The organism is bacterium (assembly GCA_035307765.1).
GTDB lineage: Bacteria > Sysuimicrobiota > Sysuimicrobiia > Sysuimicrobiales > Segetimicrobiaceae > Segetimicrobium.
This window is the reverse complement of sequence record DATGHU010000034.1, coordinates 143446-160841: the sequence shown is the minus strand read 5'-3', so window position 1 is coordinate 160841 and position 17396 is coordinate 143446. Positions and strand designations below refer to the sequence as shown.

Annotated in this window: 16 protein-coding genes; 8 read left to right on the top strand and 8 right to left on the bottom strand. The window is 65.6% G+C overall.

What is annotated here, in order from left to right; genetic code table 11:
• Nucleotides 1-109: 109 nt before the first annotated feature.
• On the top strand, nucleotides 110-814 hold the full coding sequence (locus tag VKV57_11710; GenBank protein HLW60573.1) for a peptidase E: 705 nt from the start codon (nucleotides 110-112) through the stop codon (nucleotides 812-814).
• Nucleotides 815-987: 173 nt separating this feature from the next.
• Here the strand turns inward: VKV57_11710 and VKV57_11705 are convergent, their stop codons facing one another.
• A complete protein-coding gene (locus VKV57_11705; protein ID HLW60572.1) occupies nucleotides 988-1863 on the bottom strand; it encodes an SPFH domain-containing protein in 876 nt (291 codons plus the stop codon).
• Between the two features lie 323 nt (nucleotides 1864-2186).
• Between VKV57_11705 and VKV57_11700 the strand changes: the two genes are divergently transcribed.
• A complete protein-coding gene (locus VKV57_11700) occupies nucleotides 2187-2579 on the top strand; it encodes a M24 family metallopeptidase (protein ID HLW60571.1) in 393 nt (130 codons plus the stop codon).
• Nucleotides 2580-2581: 2 nt separating this feature from the next.
• On the top strand, nucleotides 2582-3571 hold the full coding sequence (locus VKV57_11695; GenBank protein ID HLW60570.1) for an ROK family protein: 990 nt from the start codon (nucleotides 2582-2584) through the stop codon (nucleotides 3569-3571).
• 120 nt (nucleotides 3572-3691) lie between these two features.
• Here VKV57_11695 and VKV57_11690 read toward each other — a convergent pair whose 3' ends face one another.
• From VKV57_11690 to accD, 7 genes are all read right to left on the bottom strand, one after another.
• Entirely contained in the window at nucleotides 3692-4438 is a 747-nt protein-coding gene (locus VKV57_11690) for a pyroglutamyl-peptidase I (GenBank protein HLW60569.1), read from the bottom strand.
• Nucleotides 4439-4561: 123 nt separating this feature from the next.
• Nucleotides 4562-5461: an AlkA N-terminal domain-containing protein gene (locus VKV57_11685; protein ID HLW60568.1), complete on the bottom strand. Its 900-nt coding sequence runs from the start codon at nucleotides 5459-5461 to the stop codon at nucleotides 4562-4564.
• Nucleotides 5462-5474: 13 nt separating this feature from the next.
• Nucleotides 5475-6179: a metalloregulator ArsR/SmtB family transcription factor gene (locus tag VKV57_11680; protein HLW60567.1), complete on the bottom strand. Its 705-nt coding sequence runs from the start codon at nucleotides 6177-6179 to the stop codon at nucleotides 5475-5477.
• Between the two features lie 135 nt (nucleotides 6180-6314).
• Nucleotides 6315-7670: an acetyl-CoA carboxylase biotin carboxylase subunit gene (accC, locus tag VKV57_11675; GenBank protein ID HLW60566.1), complete on the bottom strand. Its 1356-nt coding sequence runs from the start codon at nucleotides 7668-7670 to the stop codon at nucleotides 6315-6317.
• A 2-nt stretch (nucleotides 7671-7672) separates the two neighbouring features.
• Nucleotides 7673-8110 carry an acetyl-CoA carboxylase biotin carboxyl carrier protein gene (gene accB / locus VKV57_11670; protein HLW60565.1) on the bottom strand — a complete coding sequence of 146 codons (438 nt, stop codon included), beginning with the start codon at nucleotides 8108-8110 and terminating at the stop codon, nucleotides 7673-7675.
• Nucleotides 8111-8153: 43 nt separating this feature from the next.
• On the bottom strand, nucleotides 8154-9122 hold the full coding sequence (locus VKV57_11665) for an acetyl-CoA carboxylase carboxyltransferase subunit alpha (protein ID HLW60564.1): 969 nt from the start codon (nucleotides 9120-9122) through the stop codon (nucleotides 8154-8156).
• Between the two features lie 46 nt (nucleotides 9123-9168).
• Nucleotides 9169-10083, bottom strand: a complete 915-nt coding sequence (gene accD / locus VKV57_11660) for an acetyl-CoA carboxylase, carboxyltransferase subunit beta (GenBank protein ID HLW60563.1) — start codon at nucleotides 10081-10083, stop codon at nucleotides 9169-9171.
• Nucleotides 10084-10520: 437 nt separating this feature from the next.
• On the opposite strand from accD, the gene VKV57_11655 reads away from it, so the two are divergent.
• The 5 genes from VKV57_11655 to rho all read left to right on the top strand — a co-directional run bounded on the left by VKV57_11655 (nucleotide 10521) and on the right by rho (nucleotide 17394).
• Entirely contained in the window at nucleotides 10521-11684 is a 1164-nt protein-coding gene (locus VKV57_11655) for a trypsin-like peptidase domain-containing protein (GenBank protein HLW60562.1), read from the top strand.
• Between the two features lies 1 nt (nucleotide 11685).
• A complete protein-coding gene (gene glpX, locus VKV57_11650; GenBank protein ID HLW60561.1) occupies nucleotides 11686-12666 on the top strand; it encodes a class II fructose-bisphosphatase in 981 nt (326 codons plus the stop codon).
• 2 nt (nucleotides 12667-12668) lie between these two features.
• Nucleotides 12669-14345: an arginine--tRNA ligase gene (gene argS, locus VKV57_11645; protein HLW60560.1), complete on the top strand. Its 1677-nt coding sequence runs from the start codon at nucleotides 12669-12671 to the stop codon at nucleotides 14343-14345.
• Nucleotides 14346-14814: 469 nt separating this feature from the next.
• Nucleotides 14815-16062 (top strand): S-layer homology domain-containing protein, encoded by a 1248-nt coding sequence (locus VKV57_11640; protein HLW60559.1) that lies wholly within the window; start codon nucleotides 14815-14817, stop codon nucleotides 16060-16062.
• A gap of 72 nt (nucleotides 16063-16134) precedes the next feature.
• Entirely contained in the window at nucleotides 16135-17394 is a 1260-nt protein-coding gene (rho, locus tag VKV57_11635) for a transcription termination factor Rho (protein ID HLW60558.1), read from the top strand.
• The last annotated feature ends 2 nt before the right edge of the window (nucleotides 17395-17396 follow it).

The window sequence follows — 17396 nt, the reverse complement described above, 5'->3', positions numbered from 1 at the left end:
GCATCTTGGCAGGTCGTTTCGCGCGCGCGAGGTCCATCGCCGTGCTATGGCCGAGACGCCGCTGACTGATCCGCGGGCAATGCCGAGCGAGAACGGTAGGCAGGCGACGATGACAGAATCCTGCATCGTGGCTCTAGGGGGGGGCGGCTTCAGCACGGAGCCCGAGAATCCCCGCCTCGACCGCTACATTCTGTCACTCGCGCGCACACCGCTGCCGAAGATCTGTTTTGTGCCGACGGCGAGCGGCGATTCGGACAATTATATCGTCCGCTTCTACGAAGCCTACACCATTGACCGCTGCTTACCGTCGCATTTGCGACTGTTTCATCGGAACGTCCAGGACCTGCGTCAGTTCATTCTTGACCAGGATATCGTCTATGTCGGAGGCGGCGCGACCGCTTACCTGCTGGCGATCTGGCGACTCACTGGCCTCGATGCCATTTTTCGTGAGGCGTGGGAACGAGGAACCATCCTGTGCGGCGTCAGCGCCGGAGCGCTGTGCTGGTTTGAAGCGGGACTGACAGATTCTTTCGGAAGACCGCTTCGGCCGCTGCGCGATGGTCTTGGGTTGATCGCCGGTAGCTTCTGTCCCCACCATGACGGAGAGAAGGATCGGCGGGCGGCCTTCCAGCGTGCGGTGGCCGAGGGTGCCATTCCACCCGGGTTCGGGGTCGATGACGGCGTGGCGCTCGTCTACCGGGGCACGGATCTTTTCGAGATCGTCGCATCCCGTTCCGCGGCCCGCGCCTGGCGCGTGGAGCATGCGGCCGAGGGGGTGCGCGAAGTTGAACTGGTCCCACGCTATCTGGAGTGATGTAACCGCACACTGACTTCGCAACGTCCGTGCCTGTCGATGACATCCCCGGAGGTCCGGGGAGACCAGCGGCACCGCCTTATTTTCTCGATCTCACGTCTTCAGAGCGAACTGGATGGTCCGGGCGGGCCCCGCGGAACTGGCCGGGGCCCGCCCGTTTTTAAGGGGTTTCGCTACGGCGGTTTCGGCGAGGACGTGAACGATCGTCCGGCGTAGTCGAGGAACGGCTGGAGCAGCCGGGTGAACTCCATCGGGAAGATGAATTTCGTCGCCGGCCCCGCCCCCAGCGCCTTGAGCGCCTCCAGGTATTGGAGGCTCATCGTATTCGTGTCCACCGTCTTCGCGATGGTGAAGATCTTGTCGAGCGCGAGCGCGAACCCCTCCGCTCGGAGGACCGCCGCCTGCCGGTCGCCCTCCGCCTTTAAGATCGCCGCCTGCTTTTCCCCCTCGGCGATCGTGATCGCGGCCTGCTTCTTGCCGTCCGCCTCCGTGACCAGCGCCCGACGGCTCCGCTCCGCCGACATCTGCCGTGTCATCGCGTCCTGGACGTCCTTGGGCGGGGTAATCTCGCGGATTTCCACGGTCGTTACCTTGACGCCCCAGCGCTCGGTCACCTCATCCAGTTTGGCACGCAGGACCTGGTTGATTTGATCACGCTTCGCCAGCACGTCGTCGAGGATGATGTCGCCGATGACGGCACGCAGGCCGGTTGTCGCAATCCCCTGCGCTGCGCCGGCGAAGTTGCCCACCTTGATGACGCTGAGCTGGGGATCGATGACCTTCCAGTAGATGAGGAAATCGATCGAGATCGGCGCGTTGTCTTTGGTGATGCATGTCTGCGCGGGAATCTCCAAGAACACCTCGCGCAGGTCGACCAAAACCGCCCGGTCGACGATCGGGATCAGGTAGACGACCCCGGGTCCCTTTGGGCCGAAGCTGCGTCCAAGGCGGAACACGACCAGCCGCTGGTACTCGCGGACGATCCTTATCCCGCTGCGCAGTATGAGCGCAAGAACGACGACAACGGCGATCACCGAATACAGTCCCATGGAGAGCCCCCCTGTTGCAGGTCCCCTTCGCCTCGACGCGATGGCGCCCCTGCCGCGGCGCCGGCGAAGGGTGGGTGCCACGGGCCATTGGAAATCTTAAGATGCACTGGGGCGCGCCACACGCCGTGAGGCGATCATTGGCGGGTCGGGGAGCCCGATTGGCTCCCGAGTGCGCGCCGGTCGGATACCCATCCTGCCTCGCCCGCTTTGATCACCCCGAACCATCGGGCTCTTGGGGGGAGGCGTGAGGTGCTGCGCCGAACCTGTGGGTCGCGTGGATCGCCCCTCGGGAAGGCGCGGCGCGAAAGCCGTAGCTGCTCAGCGTGGACGAATTCGAACGGGGTCCAGATCCGGATCCGAGGGGAACTGAGTCGGCAGGATTTCGCGGGGCTGTTTCTGTTGGGCTGGGCCTACGAGGACTGCCTCACCGTTTCCGGGGTCAGGTTCGAAGGGATTCGGCGATCCCGCATCCGCTGACGACCGTTGTGGTGCTTCGTGTCGGCAACGTGCTCGTCACCGAGATTGGCACCGGGATTGGTGGCTACGGGAGCGAGCTGGAGCGCACGATGATCATCGGCACGGCCACCAATCGACAAAAGCGGTACTTTGAGCCGATGCTGGAGGCCCGGCAGTTCGCGTTCGATGCGATCCGGCCGGGGGGCGCGATGATACCTTCGGGCGCTCGTAGATCTGCCCACTTGCGTATAGGCGGTTGAACGTGGGCGGCGCTGCGGCCGGGTTTGCGCTCGCGGTCGATCTCGGAGGCACGAAGCTCCTGGTGGGGATCGTGGATCGCGACGGGCGGGTGCTGGCCCGCAAACGGATCGTCACCCCGCGGGGGGGCCCCGACGCGGTCGCCCTGGCGATCGGGGCTCTCGCCCGGGAGCTTTCCGGCGTCACCGGGGTGACGGGGACACGTGGGGTCGGGGTCGCGGTGCCCGGGCCCACCGACCATGACCACGGTGTGATCTACGATCCCCCGAACCTGACCGGGTGGGGGCAACAGACCGCCTTCGGGCCGATGCTCGCTCGAACACTTGGAACTCCGGTCTTTGTGGAGAACGACGCCAACGCCGCAGCGCTCGGCGAGGCGTGGGTGGGCGCCGGGCAAGGGGTGCGGGATCTCGTTTATATTACGGTTTCGACGGGGATTGGCGGCGGGGTGATTCTGGACGGGCAACTGTACCGGGGGGCCGACGGGACGGCGGGTGAGTTCGGCCACATCATCGTCGACCCGGAGGGTCCGCGGTGTCACTGCGGCAACCGCGGATGCCTCGAGGCTCTCGCCTCGGGCACGGCGATCGCCCGGCAGGCGCGCGAAGCCGTGGCTCGTGGGGACCGGACCACCCTCCAGAATCTTGCGGCCCACCCCGAGGAGATTACCGCTCAGTCCGTTGCGGATGCGGCGGTCGGCGGGGACCCGCTGGCCCTGGAACTCTACCGCCGCGCCGGGACCTACATCGGCACCTTTCTCAGCAATCTGCTCGCGATTCTCAACCCGGCCGTGATCATCGTTGGCGGCGGCGTGAGCAAGACCGGCGATTTGCTCTTCCGGCCGCTGCACGCGGCTATCGCCGCACGCGTCTACCCCAAACCGGCGCTACAGGTTCGGGTAGTGCCCGCGGACCTCGGGGACGATGTCGGGATCGTTGGCGCCGCGGCGCTGGTCTTCCATGGTGCGTCCGCGCGCGCCCGCCGCTCCTTGTAGCGGATCGCGCCCGAGCCCGTCACATTGCCGTGATCGATCGGATCCCCGAGTGGGAGGTCCGCCCGTCCTGAATCTCAGCTCGCGTCGGCCACCGCTTCTCATCCGGCAGCCGCGGGGCGGTTACCGGCGGCGCCCGCGGCCCCCGGTGAGCCCATTCTTGTTCGCGGGAGGAACGCCACCACGCGGAGGCGACGAGAGGGCGGTGCTCCTGCCTCTCGGATGGGCCACGAGGTCGGCCACCGTCTCGAGGATGGCCCGCGCTCCACGGAGCATCGTCTCCAGCGCCATCGAGGGGCCCGGTCGATCGAGTCGAGCCACCTGCTCCGGCAGGAGTGGGACGTGCACGAACCCGGCAGGGGTCGATGGGCTCCGGCCGGCGAGAAGGTGTAGCGTGGTGAAGAGGACTTCGTTGCAAAGGAAGGTCCCCGCGGAATTCGAGAGGCGGCACGGGACGCCCGCCGCGCGTACGCGATCCCGAATCACCGCGACGGGCAGCGTTGCGAAGTAGGCCGTTGGTGCGCCCGCGACGACCGATTCCCCCGAGGGGCGGTGGCCCGCGTTGTCGGGAATCGGGTAGTCGCGGATGTTCGCCGCCAACCGTTCGATTCGCAGCATGGTCTGGCGGGGGCTCCCTTGCCCGAAGCACACCACCGCCACCGGTCGGTGGCGCTCGATCAGCTCGGCGACGCGGTCCCCCGCGACGGACCGGATCACCGGCAGGACCCCCACCCGAATGGTGAGGCCCGCGATTTGTTGATCCGCAACGGCCTCGGCGATCCGCCCGCTGGGGTTGACCTCCTGCCCGCCGAAGGGTTCGAAGCCCGTAAGCAACGCGACACGCGCCATCGTGCGTGGACTTCGTGCCATGCCGCGGCGCATCCTTTGCGCGGGCTCGTGCCGCAGGCCGCTCGCCCCGTCCCGTGCAGCGGGGCCCTCCCACACCCGGGCGGGGGAGCGGCGGCCCCGGTTCAGGGCGTGTGGCGTCCGTGGCTAGGTGGTGATCCCCAGCGATTGCCAGAGGTACAGCGCCGCGTAACTCCGCCACCCCTGCCACCGTTCGGCCAGGGTGCGGAGATCCGCTTCCCCCGGTCGCGCCGCACAACCGAGGGCCCGGTGTGCGGCCACCATCAGACCCAGGTCGCCTGCGGGAAAGACATCCGCCCGGCCCAACCCGCGCATCGCCACGACCTCCGCGGTCCACCGGCCGACCCCGGGGATCTGCCTGAGTCTCTCGATCGCTTGCTCGTCGCTGAGCGCGTCAAAGGCGGCAGAATGTAGGCCCCCGGTGGCTGCGCAGTCGGCGATCTCCAGCACGTACCGGGCCTTCTGACGGCTCAGGCCCAGGGTTCGCAAGAGGCGGGGGGATGTGTTCCTCAGCCGCCGCGGAGGTGGGTACCCGAGAAAGACGATCCCATCCTTGACCATGCGGTCGCCCAGCGCGGTCATCAATCGCCGGCGGACCGATTCGGCCGCCGCAACGCTGATCTGCTGCCCCAGTACCGCGATCAAGAGTGCCTCGTAGAGATCGGGCGTCCGAATCATCCGCAGCCCTGCGCATCGGCGCACGAAGGGAGTCATCAGGGGATCGCGTCGCAAGGTCCGGTAGCACTGCGCCAGATCGGTGTCCAGGCTCCACACGTGGACCCCGAGCCGGCGCAGAGCCTGGGCAAGAGGCCGGGGGACGGTGCGTTCGCCGGCAATCCCCACCCGGAGGTGAGCGCCGGCCCGGCCGAATGCAAACTCCACAACCCGGGCTCGCCCGCCGAGGCGGAACAGTCGCCGGAGGCGGCGCGGGTCGATGAAGTGGTACGGCGCCCCCAGCGACGAACTTCGAAGGAACGCCAGCGTGCGCGCGACGCTGAACCGGCGCGGGAGCGGGAGGGTGATCAATGCCGTCTCCCGATCACGCCGAAAGCAGCGCGGGGTCGCGGAGCGGGATCCCCAAGTTCTCGTGGAACCCACGTCGCCCGCGTCCCGTCACCAGCACGATCCTGGTGCCGGGTTTGCGCACCACCCATCCCCGCTCCAGCGACCTGGCCCACAGCGCGGCCCCAAGCGCCCCCCCGAGGTGCGGCTTCCGTTCGGTCCAATCGCCGCACGCGATCGCGAGCTGACGTCGTTCGCTGCTCGCCTCCCGAATATCGACCATCAGGCGCCCGAACACCTCCGGGCCCGCGGGCCCCAACCCCACCGGGCCCCGATACCGTGCGGCGGGCTTTGCGATCGCCCCGCGCGCCACCAGCGAATCGAAGATCGCCACCCCGAGGCGGCCCGCCAGGTGATCGTAGCAGGTGCGAGCCCTGGCGATGGCGGGGGATTTCACCGTCAGCCGGGGTCCGCGCCCCGCAATGACAAGCAGGGATTCCACGAGTTGCCCCACCGAAGGGTCTGGGATTTCGTAGACTCGCTGCCGCCCGACCCGAGTCGCTCTCACCAATCCGCGACTGCGGAGCACTGCCAGATGGTTGGATACATTGGACTGCGCCTCTCCGGTGAGGAGGACGAGTTCGGAGACCGTCGACGGGCCGTCCATCAGTCGCCGCAGCATTGTTAGGCGGATCGGATCAGCCAGCGCCTGTGCGATCCCCGCGAGATCCCGGCTCGTCATGGTGGCACCCCATAGCGATCACAAATCATATTTAGTTGATATATTAATGTCCCAAGGGGCTCGCGTCAAGCTCGAAGGGGATTGGGCGGCGCGCCGGCGGTGGAGGCGCGCCACGGGATGGGCGCCTCGAAGGGGCTAAGCGCGGAGTGTGCTCAGGTCCATGCGCCGCTGGATGAAGTTGACGTAGATCTCACCGCGGCGGAAGAAGGCGTTATCGAGGGCTTGCTGGTGGAATGGGATCGTCGTCGGCACACCTTTCACCTCAAACTCTTGGAGCGCACGCTGCATCCGCGCGACCGCTTCGTCGCGATCCAGGCCCCACGCGATGACCTTGGCGATCAGCGAGTCGTAATGGGCAGGTATCAGATAGCCGGCGAAGGCGTGAGTGTCTACACGGATCCCCGGGCCCCCCGGGGGGACGAACGCTGTGATCGAGCCGGGTGCGGGGAGGAAGTCTCGGGACGGATCCTCAGCGTTCACCCGGCACTCGATCGCGTGCCCGCGCGGCTCCCCTTCGCGCGGGGCGGTCATCCGCTCCCCCGCAGCGATTCGGATCTGCTCTTTGACCAGATCCACTCCGGTGACCATTTCGGTCACCCCGTGCTCGACTTGGATGCGGGTGTTCATCTCCACGAAGTAGAACCGTTCCGACTGATCCACGAGAAACTCGACCGTGCCGGCGTTTGTATACGAGACCGCCTCGGCGACCCGTACGGCCGCGCGGCTCAGGGCTCGTCGGAGCTTGGAGGTGATCCCGACGGCCGGCGCCTCTTCAATGAGTTTCTGATGGCGGCGCTGCACCGAACAGTCGCGCTCACCGAGGGTCGCGATCGTGCCGCGGGCATCGGCGAGGATCTGGATCTCGATATGGCGCGGCTCCTCGAGGTACTTTTCGATGTAGACTTCGGCGTTGCCGAAGGCCGCTTCCGCCTCACGCTGGGCCTCGGTGAGGGCGCCGAGAAGATCCTCCCGGTTCTGCACCACCCGCATCCCCCGGCCCCCGCCGCCGCCGGCCGCTTTGACGATCAGGGGATAGCCGATGCCTCGGGCGACCGCGATCGCAGCGGCCTCATCATGAACCGGGCCGTCACTGCCCGGCACGATGGGGACGCCCGCCTTGCGCATCATCTCCCGGGCCGCCGATTTGTTCCCCATCTTTGCGATGGCTTCCGGTGTCGGGCCGATGAATGTTATACGGCAATCGCGGCAGATCTCGGCGAAATGGGGGTTCTCGGCCAGAAATCCATACCCTGGGTGGATCGCGTCGACCCCCAACAACTCCGCCGTGCTGATGATGCTGGGGATGTTGAGGTAGCTGTCCCGCGCGGGGGCGGGGCCGATGCAAAACGCCTCGTCGGCGATGCGCACGGGCAGGGAAGCGCGGTCGGCTTCGGAGTATACCGCAACGGTCCGCAGTCCCAATTCGCGGCAGGCACGGATGATGCGGAGCGCGATCTCCCCCCGGTTGGCGATAAGGACCTTCGAGAACATCGTTAGGGTGCGGGATCGAGGAGGAACAGCGGCTGCCCGTATTCAACGGGGGCGCCATTCTCGACCAGGATCCGGACGATCCGCCCGTCCACATCGCTCGGGATTTCATTGAAGAGCTTCATCGCTTCGAGAATACAGACCGTCTGGCCGGCATGGATCTCGTCCCCCTCACTCACAAATGGCGGGGCGTCGGGTTTGGAGGATCGGTAAAAGGTCCCGACCATAGGGGCGGCGATTGGAACAAGGCGGATATCCGGGTCGGCGCCCGCCACCGGGGGGCCGAGGTCCACCGCGATCCGATCGGCCGAGTTGCGGTGGGTTTTCTTGATTCGAACCTTGACGTGCGGAGCGTCGACGTCGAGTTCGGTGATGTCGGCCTCGGTCGCGAGTTGGATCAACGCCCGGATTTCGTCGAGATCAAGTCGGCCCTCATGGCCCATGCGTTTGCCCCTCTCCACGTCTGCGCTTCGCTGTCCGCGCGGCTCACCCGGTTGGCGGCGTCTGCGGTTGTGCTAAGTCCTTGAGGCGGCCGATGCAACGGTACTTTGCATACCTGGCAGACAGAAGCTCCTCGGTCGATCGACCGGCGAGGGCCGCGAGGTACCGGCGGATGGCGGCGACGACCACGGCGACGGTCTGATCATGTTGCCGGTGTGCCCCCCCGGGGGGCTCGGCGATAATCTCGTCGACGATGCCTAACCCGAGTAGGTCGCGTGCCGTCAGGCGGAGCGCGCGTGCAGCCTCGCGGCCCCGCGAGCCATCCCGCCACAAGATCGCCGCGCAACCCTCCGGCGAGATCACCGAGTAGATCGCCTTGTCCAGCATGAGCACCACATCGCCCACGCCGATGGCCAGGGCGCCCCCGCTTCCCCCCTCGCCGGTGATCACGGTGACGATCGGGGTCCGGAGTCTCGCCATGCCCAAGAGCCCGCTGGCGATCGCCTCGCTCTGGCCCCGTTCCTCCGCTTCCTTCCCCGGGGAGGCCCCCTGGGTGTCGATCAGCGTCACGACCGGAGCTTTAAGTTTCTCCGCGAGCCGCATGATACGTAGGGCTTTCCGGTACCCCTCCGGATTCGGGCTTCCGAAGTTGCGCGCGATATTCTCCCGGGTGTCACGTCCTTTGGCGTGCCCGATCACCGCCGTAGGTCTGCCGTCAACCGCCCCCAGCCCCCCGATGATCGCCGGATCGTCCCGGAACCCCCGGTCGCCATGAAGTTCAATGAAGTCCGTCGTGAGCCCGGCAATATAATCGCCGATCTTGGGTCGGCCCGGGTGTCGGGCCAGCTGGACCGTTTGCCAGGGGGTGGGATCGCGGGCGATCGCCTCGCGGAGGACTTCGGCGCGTTCCTGGAGCGCCGTGATCTGGCGTCCAAGGTCCATGCCCTTGTCGGCGGCGGTGATCCGCCTGAGCTCGTTGATTTCGCGCTCGGTCTTCTCGAGCTCCCGCTCCAACCGCTCCGCGGCAGCTTCGTCCCTCGTTCCAGGAGCCCCGGTGAGATCAGACGGGATGGCCATCGGTTGTGGGGACGGGCGGAGAAGATGCGTGGGTGGCCGGGCCCGTGCCCTCTGCCAGAGTGGGGGCGCCGCACAGCCGGAGGAGGCGCCCCAGCGTGGACCGGAGGTCCCCTCTCGGAACGATCGCATCAAGGAACCCATGCTCGAGGACAAACTCCGCGGTTTGGAAACCTTCGGGCAACTTCTGACGGATGGTTTGCTCGATCACCCGCCGCCCGGCGAACCCGATCAGCGCGCCGGGTTCGGCGAGGATGATGTCGCCTTGGAGCGCGAAGCTCGCGGCCACCCCCCCGGTGGTCGGGTCACAGAGCACGGAGATGAACATGATCCCGAAATCGCTCAGCCGCCCCAGGGCAATGCTCGTTTTCGCGAGCTGGAGGAGGGAAAGGGCCCCTTCCTGCATGCGCGCTCCCCCCGACGCGGCGAAGAGGACCAGCGGCCAACGCCGCGCGGCGGCCCGCTCCGCGCTCCGCGCCACCTTCTCCCCGACGACCGCGCCCATGCTGCCACCGAGGAACCCGAACTCCATGGCTCCCACGACGACGTGGCGTCCCTCGATCGCGCCGGTTCCGGTGAGGATCGCCTCCGGCACGCCGGTGCGTCGCTGGGCTTCCTCGATCCTGACCGGATACGGCTTCTCGTCGACAAATTCCAATGGATCTTCGGGGACCAAGCTCTCGTCGTATTCCTCGAACGACCCCTCGTCCAGCACCATCGCCAGGCGGTCAGTGGCGGACAGCCGGTGATGGTAGTTGCATCGGGGGCAGACCTGGAGGTTGCGTTCGAGTTCCTTGCGGTAGATGAGAGTGGCACACCGGGGACACTTGGTCCAGAGTCCCGCCGGAACATCTCGGCGCTCGCCTGGGGCGTATTTCGGACGCCTGATCCAGTTCAGCACCGGAAGGCGCTCCATTCCCGGGAACGGGAGGGATTCAAATTGTCTCGATTATACCGTAGGACTCCCGACCGCGGCAAACGGGTGGCCGGAAATGACAGTGCGTCGTGAATGGGGCCCCGGAGGATGCGAGGAGGGGTCAAAATGGTTTCACCGGAACGGCCAATTCTCGACCGGATCTTGGGCGTCGGGCATCAGCATGTTCGTACTGGAGATGGACGCGATCGAACTGGCCTTTCGCGAAGTCCGCTGCCCGCTATGTCAGAGTTGCGACTGAGTCCGGTCGTGATCGCCGTGTATATGCTATGATCCGGGCGTTCCACCGCACATGACGCGTGTCGCGTACGGACCTTGACACTGCCGAGGATAGTACGGGGGTGAAACTGGTCGACCGGTAGAGGATGTTATAATTAAGAGAGGCCAAAAAGGAGGGGTTTGTGATGGCTATGCAATCACCCGGTACACCCCCGAGGCGGGCTGGGTACCCCGCGGCGGCGCTGGCCGTCATCGCGGTCGCGGTCATCGGCGCGCTGCTTGGGGGCGTCGTTCTTCCTCAGTATCTGAATCTTCATCCGGTCTTTTCCGCCAGCCCAATCGCACCGAGTGCCCCGCCGCTTGCCGCGGCGGCCCCCCCGCCGCCGGCGTTGGGTGGGACGGTCCGCGTCGTCCCCGAGGAATCGGTCGTCATCAACGTGGTCAAGCAGGTGCGGCCGGCCGTGGTCAACATCGATACGGAGTCGCAGGTTCAGACGGTCTTTGGGCTCTTCCCCCAGCAGGGGGCGGGGTCCGGCGTGATCGTTCGACCGGACGGATACATCCTCACCAACAACCACGTGGTGCAGGGAGCCACGACCATCAGGGTGACGCTGCTCGGTGGGAAAACCCTCACCGGAAAACTCATCGGCCGTGACCCGCTAGCCGATCTTGCCGTGGTCAAGGTCGTTGCCAAAGAGCCCCTGCCGTCGGTCCGGTTGGGGGACAGCCGGAATCTCCAGGTAGGCCAACTGACGATCGCGATCGGCAACCCGTTTGGCCTGGGGAGCACCGTCACGACGGGGGTGGTCAGCGCCCTGAACCGCAACATCGAGCTACCGAACCTCATTGTTGAGAACCTGATCCAGACCTCGGCGGCGATCAACCCCGGGAACAGCGGCGGTGCATTGGTGGACAGCTCGGGCAACGTCATCGGCGTGAACACCGCGATCATCCCGAACGCCCAGGGGATCGGATTTGCGATCCCGAGCGATGTGGCCCGCGGGGAGATGGAGCAGCTCATTGCCAACGGCCGCGTCATTCGGCCTTGGGTCGGGGTCATCTTCGGCGGTGAGGTGGATGCGCAGACCGCCCAGGCCTACAACCTGGGGACCACCTACGGGGTAATCGTTCGGGAGCTTGAGCCGAACGCCCCGGCCGCCAAGGCGGGGGTGGAGCCCGGCGACATCATCACCGGCCTAAATGGGGATCGAATCGACAACTGGAATACGTTCGTCCACGATGTTGTCGGCAAGAAGATCGGAGAAACGGTGACGTTGACCATCGTCCGCGACCGGCAGACACGGACCGTTTCCGTGGTGCTGGCTGAGCGGCCGGCGGAGCCCCGGTGATATGGTGAGCCCCATGGAGCGCCTGCTCGCCCTCGACATTGTCAAAGTGACGGAGGCCGCGGCGATCGCCGCGGCCCGCCACATGGGGGAAGGGCGGGTTGAGCAGGCGGATAAGGCGGCCGTGACCGCGATGCGCGCGGCGCTCGACGAGCTGACGATCCAGGGGCGAATCGTGATCGGTGAGGGGGAGCAGGATGAGGCCCCCATGCTGTACATCGGCGAAGAGGTGGGCCGCGGCGGCGGCTTTACGGTGGACGCCGCCGTGGATCCCGTTGAGGGGACGAACCTCGTCGCCAAGGGCCTGCCGAACGCCATCGCGATTGTGTCGGTGACGGAGAAGGGTGGGATCCTCCACGCCCCCGATATTTATATGGAAAAGCTGGTCGTCCCACCGCAGGCGGCGGGGAGGGTTGATCTGCGGTGGCCCCCCGAGCGGAACCTCGAAGTGCTGGCGGAAGCGCTCGGCCGTCGAGTTAGCGACATCACGGTGGTGATCTTGGACCGCCCGAGGCACGCGGATCTCATCGCTGCGGTCCGTCGGGCGGGGGCCAGGATCAAGTTGATCTCGGACGGGGATGTCGCCCCGGCAATCTCCGCGGCGGTCTCCGGGCCGGGCGTCCACGCCGTCATGGGCATCGGGGGGGCGCCGGAGGGAGTGCTCACCGCGGCCGCGCTGCGGTGCCTGGGGGGAGAGATCCAGGGGCGGTTCTGGTATCGAAACGACGCCGAGCGTCAGCGCGCGCGGGAGATGGGCATCAGTGATCCCGACCGGATCTTTCGGACCGAGGACCTGGTGCGGGGCAATGATCTGGTATTCGCCGCAACCGGCATCACGGACGGTGATCTCTTTCGCGGCGTGCGGTTGTTCGGGGGCGGCGTGCGCACCCATTCTTTGGTGATGACCTCTGCGGTGCACCAGATCCGTTTCGTTGATACGATCCATATCCAGGATATGTCGCGGGCCGGCGTCATCAGACTCTAGACGTGCTCACCCATGATCTCCAAGCGCTGATCGCCCAAGCCGTCCGCCACGCTGTCAGCGCGGGCGATCTTCCCCCCTCCACGCCGGCGGAGCTCCCTCGGTTCGAGGTGGAACTCCCCCGGGATCCCCGGCACGGGGATTTTGCGGCGAACATTGCGCTCGTACTCGCGCGCACGCTCGGGCGCTCCCCCCGGGATGTGGGGACGGCGATCCTCCGCCACCTCCCTGTTCCCTCCGAGGCGGTCAGCAAGGCCGAACTCGCCGGACCGGGGTTCCTCAACCTGTCGCTGGCGCCGAGCTTTCTCCACCGATGGCTCCGCCGGGTCTATGCCGACGATCGCGCATTTGGTGGAACGGATATCGGCCGGGGTCAGCGCGTCCTCGTCGAGTACGTGAGCGCCAACCCGACGGGCCCCCTGACGGTGGGGTCGGGCCGGAACGGTGCGGTTGGCGAAACAGTGGCGCGCCTCCTGGAAGCGTTGGGCTACCGTGTTTCTCGCGAGTACTACGTGAACGACTACGGAAACCAGGTTGAGCTCCTTGCCCGCTCCGTGGAGGCCACCTACCTGGAGGCGCTCGGCCGTCCGGCGGTCTTCCCCGAGGAAGGGTACCGCGGTGCGTACGTGGCGGAGATCGGCCGCCGGATCGTCGCCGCGCATGGTGCCGCCATTGCCGACTTGGATCTCCCCACACGGGTGGCCCGGATCCAGGAGATCTCGCTCGAGGAGATGCTGAGCGATATTCGGACGACCCTGGAGGTTTTCGGGGTGACCTTCGACACCTGGTTCAGCGAGCGGACCCTGCACGCCAGCGGCGCGGTGGAGCAGGTGCTGGAGGAGTTGCGCCGCCGCGGCGTCGTCTACGAACAAGACGGTGCCCTCTGGTTTCGCGCCACGCAGTTCGGAGACGACAAGGACCGGGTCATGATTCGAGGCGACGGTCGGCCGACCTACTTTGCCGCCGACATCCCGTACCATCTCGATAAGTACGCGCGCGGATTCGACCACCTGATCAACGTGCTGGGCGTGGACCACATCGGAGACGTCGCCCGGGTGCGGGGAGGGCTTGAGGCGCTCGGGAAGGACCCGTCGTCGCTCGAGGTTCTGCTGTACCAGCACGTCCGTTTGCGCAACGAGGGTGAGGTCGTGCGGATGAGCAAGCGCAGCGGGGAGTTCATCACGCTGCGGGATCTTCTCGACGCGGTCGGGCGCGATGCCGCTCGATTCTTCTTTACCATGACCAGCCCGAGCGTGCCGATGGATTTCGACTTCGCCCTGGCGCAGCGAAAATCCGCGGACAATCCCGTCTACTACGTCCAATACGCCCACGCCAGAATCTGTAGCATCCTTCGCGAGGCCGAGCGGGTCGGGATCGGCCTCCCGCGGGCCGATGCGGCCGACTTAGGCCAGCTCACCGCTCCTGAGGAGTGGGTGTTGGCCAAACGCGCCGTCATGCTCCCGGAGATCGTGTACGCCGCGGGGACCCGGCGGGAGCCCCAACGGCTCTGCGCGTTCGCGCGGGAACTAGCGGAGGCCTTTCACGCCTTTTACACTCAGTGCCGGGTGCTGACGGAGGATCCGGAGCTGACCGCGGCGCGTCTCATCCTCGTCGACGCGGCGCGGCGGGTTCTGCGGAACACCCTGGACCTCATCGGCGTCGCCCCCGCGGAGCGAATGTAGGGGCCCGAGCCCGAACATACGGCTGTTGCCGTGCGCGATCCGGCGTGGTATACATGAGAAGAGTACCTGCACAGCATCAATGCGGCTCCCGCCCCCTTTCGAGTGAGCAAACGATCCAAGCAGGGATAGGGAGGAAAATAGGACTCAACGGCGAATACCGCGGACCAAAGTTTTATGGTAGGTCTTGCCGCCTGTCCGAAGCTCGTTCCGCCACACGCCGTTTCCCGTGGGTGGTGCGGCATCTGAGCCAGCGGACGGGCCCCGCGAGCAGTTGGTTTCCATGCACCTCTCCCTCTCGTCGGTGACGTCCTCTCGCCACTCCCTAAATTGAGAACCGAGTGACGCGAAGGATTACGCGAGGAGAGATCGGGACCGCAGTTGGCGAATCCGCGCCGGCGAGCCGAGGGGGGGCGGGGGCCTGGAGAAGCTGAAATTGGGGTATCTGAATCATGGGCGGGGAGGGTGTGCAATGATCCATCGAAGTCATGCTGTCGCCGCGGTGGCGCTTGCCGCCGCGGTGGTCGTCGCCGTCATGCCGGCGTCAGCCGCGTTGTTCTCGGACATCCAGGGTGATCCCAATCAGCGAGGGATCGAAAAATTGTCTGTGGCCGGGGTGCTGCATGGATTCCCCGACGGGACGTTCAAGCCCGGCCAGCCGATTACCCGACTCGGGGCGGTCGAGGCACTCGCCTTAGGGCTCGACATCAAGGGGACCGGAGGGATCCCGAACTACAAGGATCTCGCGGAGATCCCCGAGGAGGTGCGACCGGCGATCGCGGCGTTGCTCAACACCGGTGCCGTCTCACAACAAAAGGCCGAGGTGCGGAAGGGCGACGTCACCTACTCCCTCGAGACCGACAAGGCGGTGTACGGGACCGAAGATGCTGTCGACCTGACGTTCAAAGTCACGAATTCGGGCAAGCAGGACATAAAATTCACATACCCCACTACCCAACAGTATGACTTTATTGTTAGGCGCGGGACCACCGAGGTGGCCCGCTGGTCGCTCGGGCAGACGTTCGTCCAGGGAGACCTCAACCTCGTCCTGGCCTCCGGCAAATCGTTTGTCTACGATACCCGGTGGCTCCAAAAGGATCAGGATAACAAATTCGTTCCCCCGGGACCGTACGAGATCATGGGGGTGTCGCCCGCAAAGGACGACTCGGTGACGGTGACCCTCCAATTTCAAAAGGGGTTGCTGGCGACGTTTCCGGACAATACCTTCCGTCCCAATTCGCAGGTGAGCCGTGCGGAGTTCGCGGCGCTGCTTGTCAGAGCGCTGGGCCGGCAGGGGGAGGCGACCCAAAAATCCTCCGCGCCGTTGTCCGTCAAGGATGCGGCGGATGTCCCGCCGACCCTGCATGGGTACGTCGCGGTGGCGATCGATACAGGAATTATGCCCCCCGGGCCGGACGGGAATTTCCACCCGAACGCCGCGACGACACGAGGCGAATCCGCGGGGGCGATCGCGGCGGTGATGGGCGCGCTGAATAAGTTCAACTATGTGAAGGGGAAGCTCGTGCGGGTCGGGTCTACGGATATCACGGTAAGCGTCGAGACACAGGCGGTACAAAGCTACGCGTTGACGCCTCAGGTCGCCGTCTATCGGAACAACAAAGCGGTGGCGCCGAGTGATCTCAAGCCCAACGATCAGGTGTTAATGCTGCTCACCGGCCCCCGTGGTCGAGCGGGCTATATCGAAGCCACCGGGCAGTGAGCGCCGGGCCAGCGTCCGAAGTTCGGATGCCGCCCCTTGTGATGGGATGGGACTGCGTGGAGGTGGCCCGTAGTGGCGATCGCAGAACTTGAAATCAAGAGTCTAAACGAGCTTCAGGATCTTGCCAAAGATCTCAGCATTCCCAACTTTCGCCGCTACCGCAAACAGGAGCTGATCATGAAGATCTTGCAGGCGCAGACGGAGCAAAGCGGGCTGATGTTTCGTTCGGGGATCCTCGAGGTTATGCAGGAGGGATACGGCTTCCTCCGCACGAGCGGCTACCTCCCCGGCCAGGAAGACATCTATGTTTCTCCCTCACAGATCAAGCGCTTCGGGCTTCGAGTGGGGGATGAGGTTCTGGGACAGGTCCGTGCGCCGAAGGACAATGAGAAGTACTACGCGCTTCTCCGCGTCGAGGCGGTGAATGGGCTCGACCCCGAACAGGCTCGGTCACGGCCCGATTTCGAGAAACTCACGCCGGTGTTTCCGCAAGAGCGGCTCAAGCTGGAACTGCCTCAGAGCGACCTGACCGTTCGCATCGTGGACCTGTTCTCGCCCATCGGCAAAGGCCAGCGAGCCATGATCGTGTCCCCACCCAAAGCCGGAAAGACCATGCTCTTGAAGAAGATCGGGCAGAGCATCGTGCAAAACCATCAGGAGATTTACCTGATGGTCCTTCTTCTGGACGAACGGCCGGAGGAGGTCACCGACATGCGTCGGTCGGTGGAGGCCGAGGTGGTGGCGTCGACCTTCGATCGGCCGCCCGAAGAGCATGTACAGGTGGCCGATCTGGTGCTGGAACGCGCAAAGCGGCTTGTGGAGGGCGCGCGGGACGTCGTCGTTCTGCTCGACAGCCTCACCCGATTCTCCCGGGCCAACAACCTCGTGATTCCCCCGAGCGGTCGGACGCTCTCCGGCGGCCTCGACCCTGCGGCGCTCCATCGTCCCAAGCGCTTTTTTGGAGCCGCGCGCAAGATCGAAGAGGGGGGGAGCATCACGATCATCGCTACGGCGTTGATCGATACCGGAAGCCGCATGGACGATGTCATCTACGAGGAATTCAAGGGTACCGGCAATATGGAGTTGCACCTCAACCGCAAATTGCAGGAGCGCAGGACGTTCCCCGCGATCGACATCAAGCTCTCCGGCACGCGGCGCGAGGAGCTGTTGCTGAACGAGGAGGAACTCCGCAAGGTCTGGGTGCTTCGGAAGAGTCTAGAGACGCTCGACACCGTCGCCATGACCGAATTGATTCTCGACCGCTTGCGCAAGACGCCAAACAACCAGGCGTTCCTCCGGTCGATCATTAAGAACAGCGACAACGACGCGTAGCT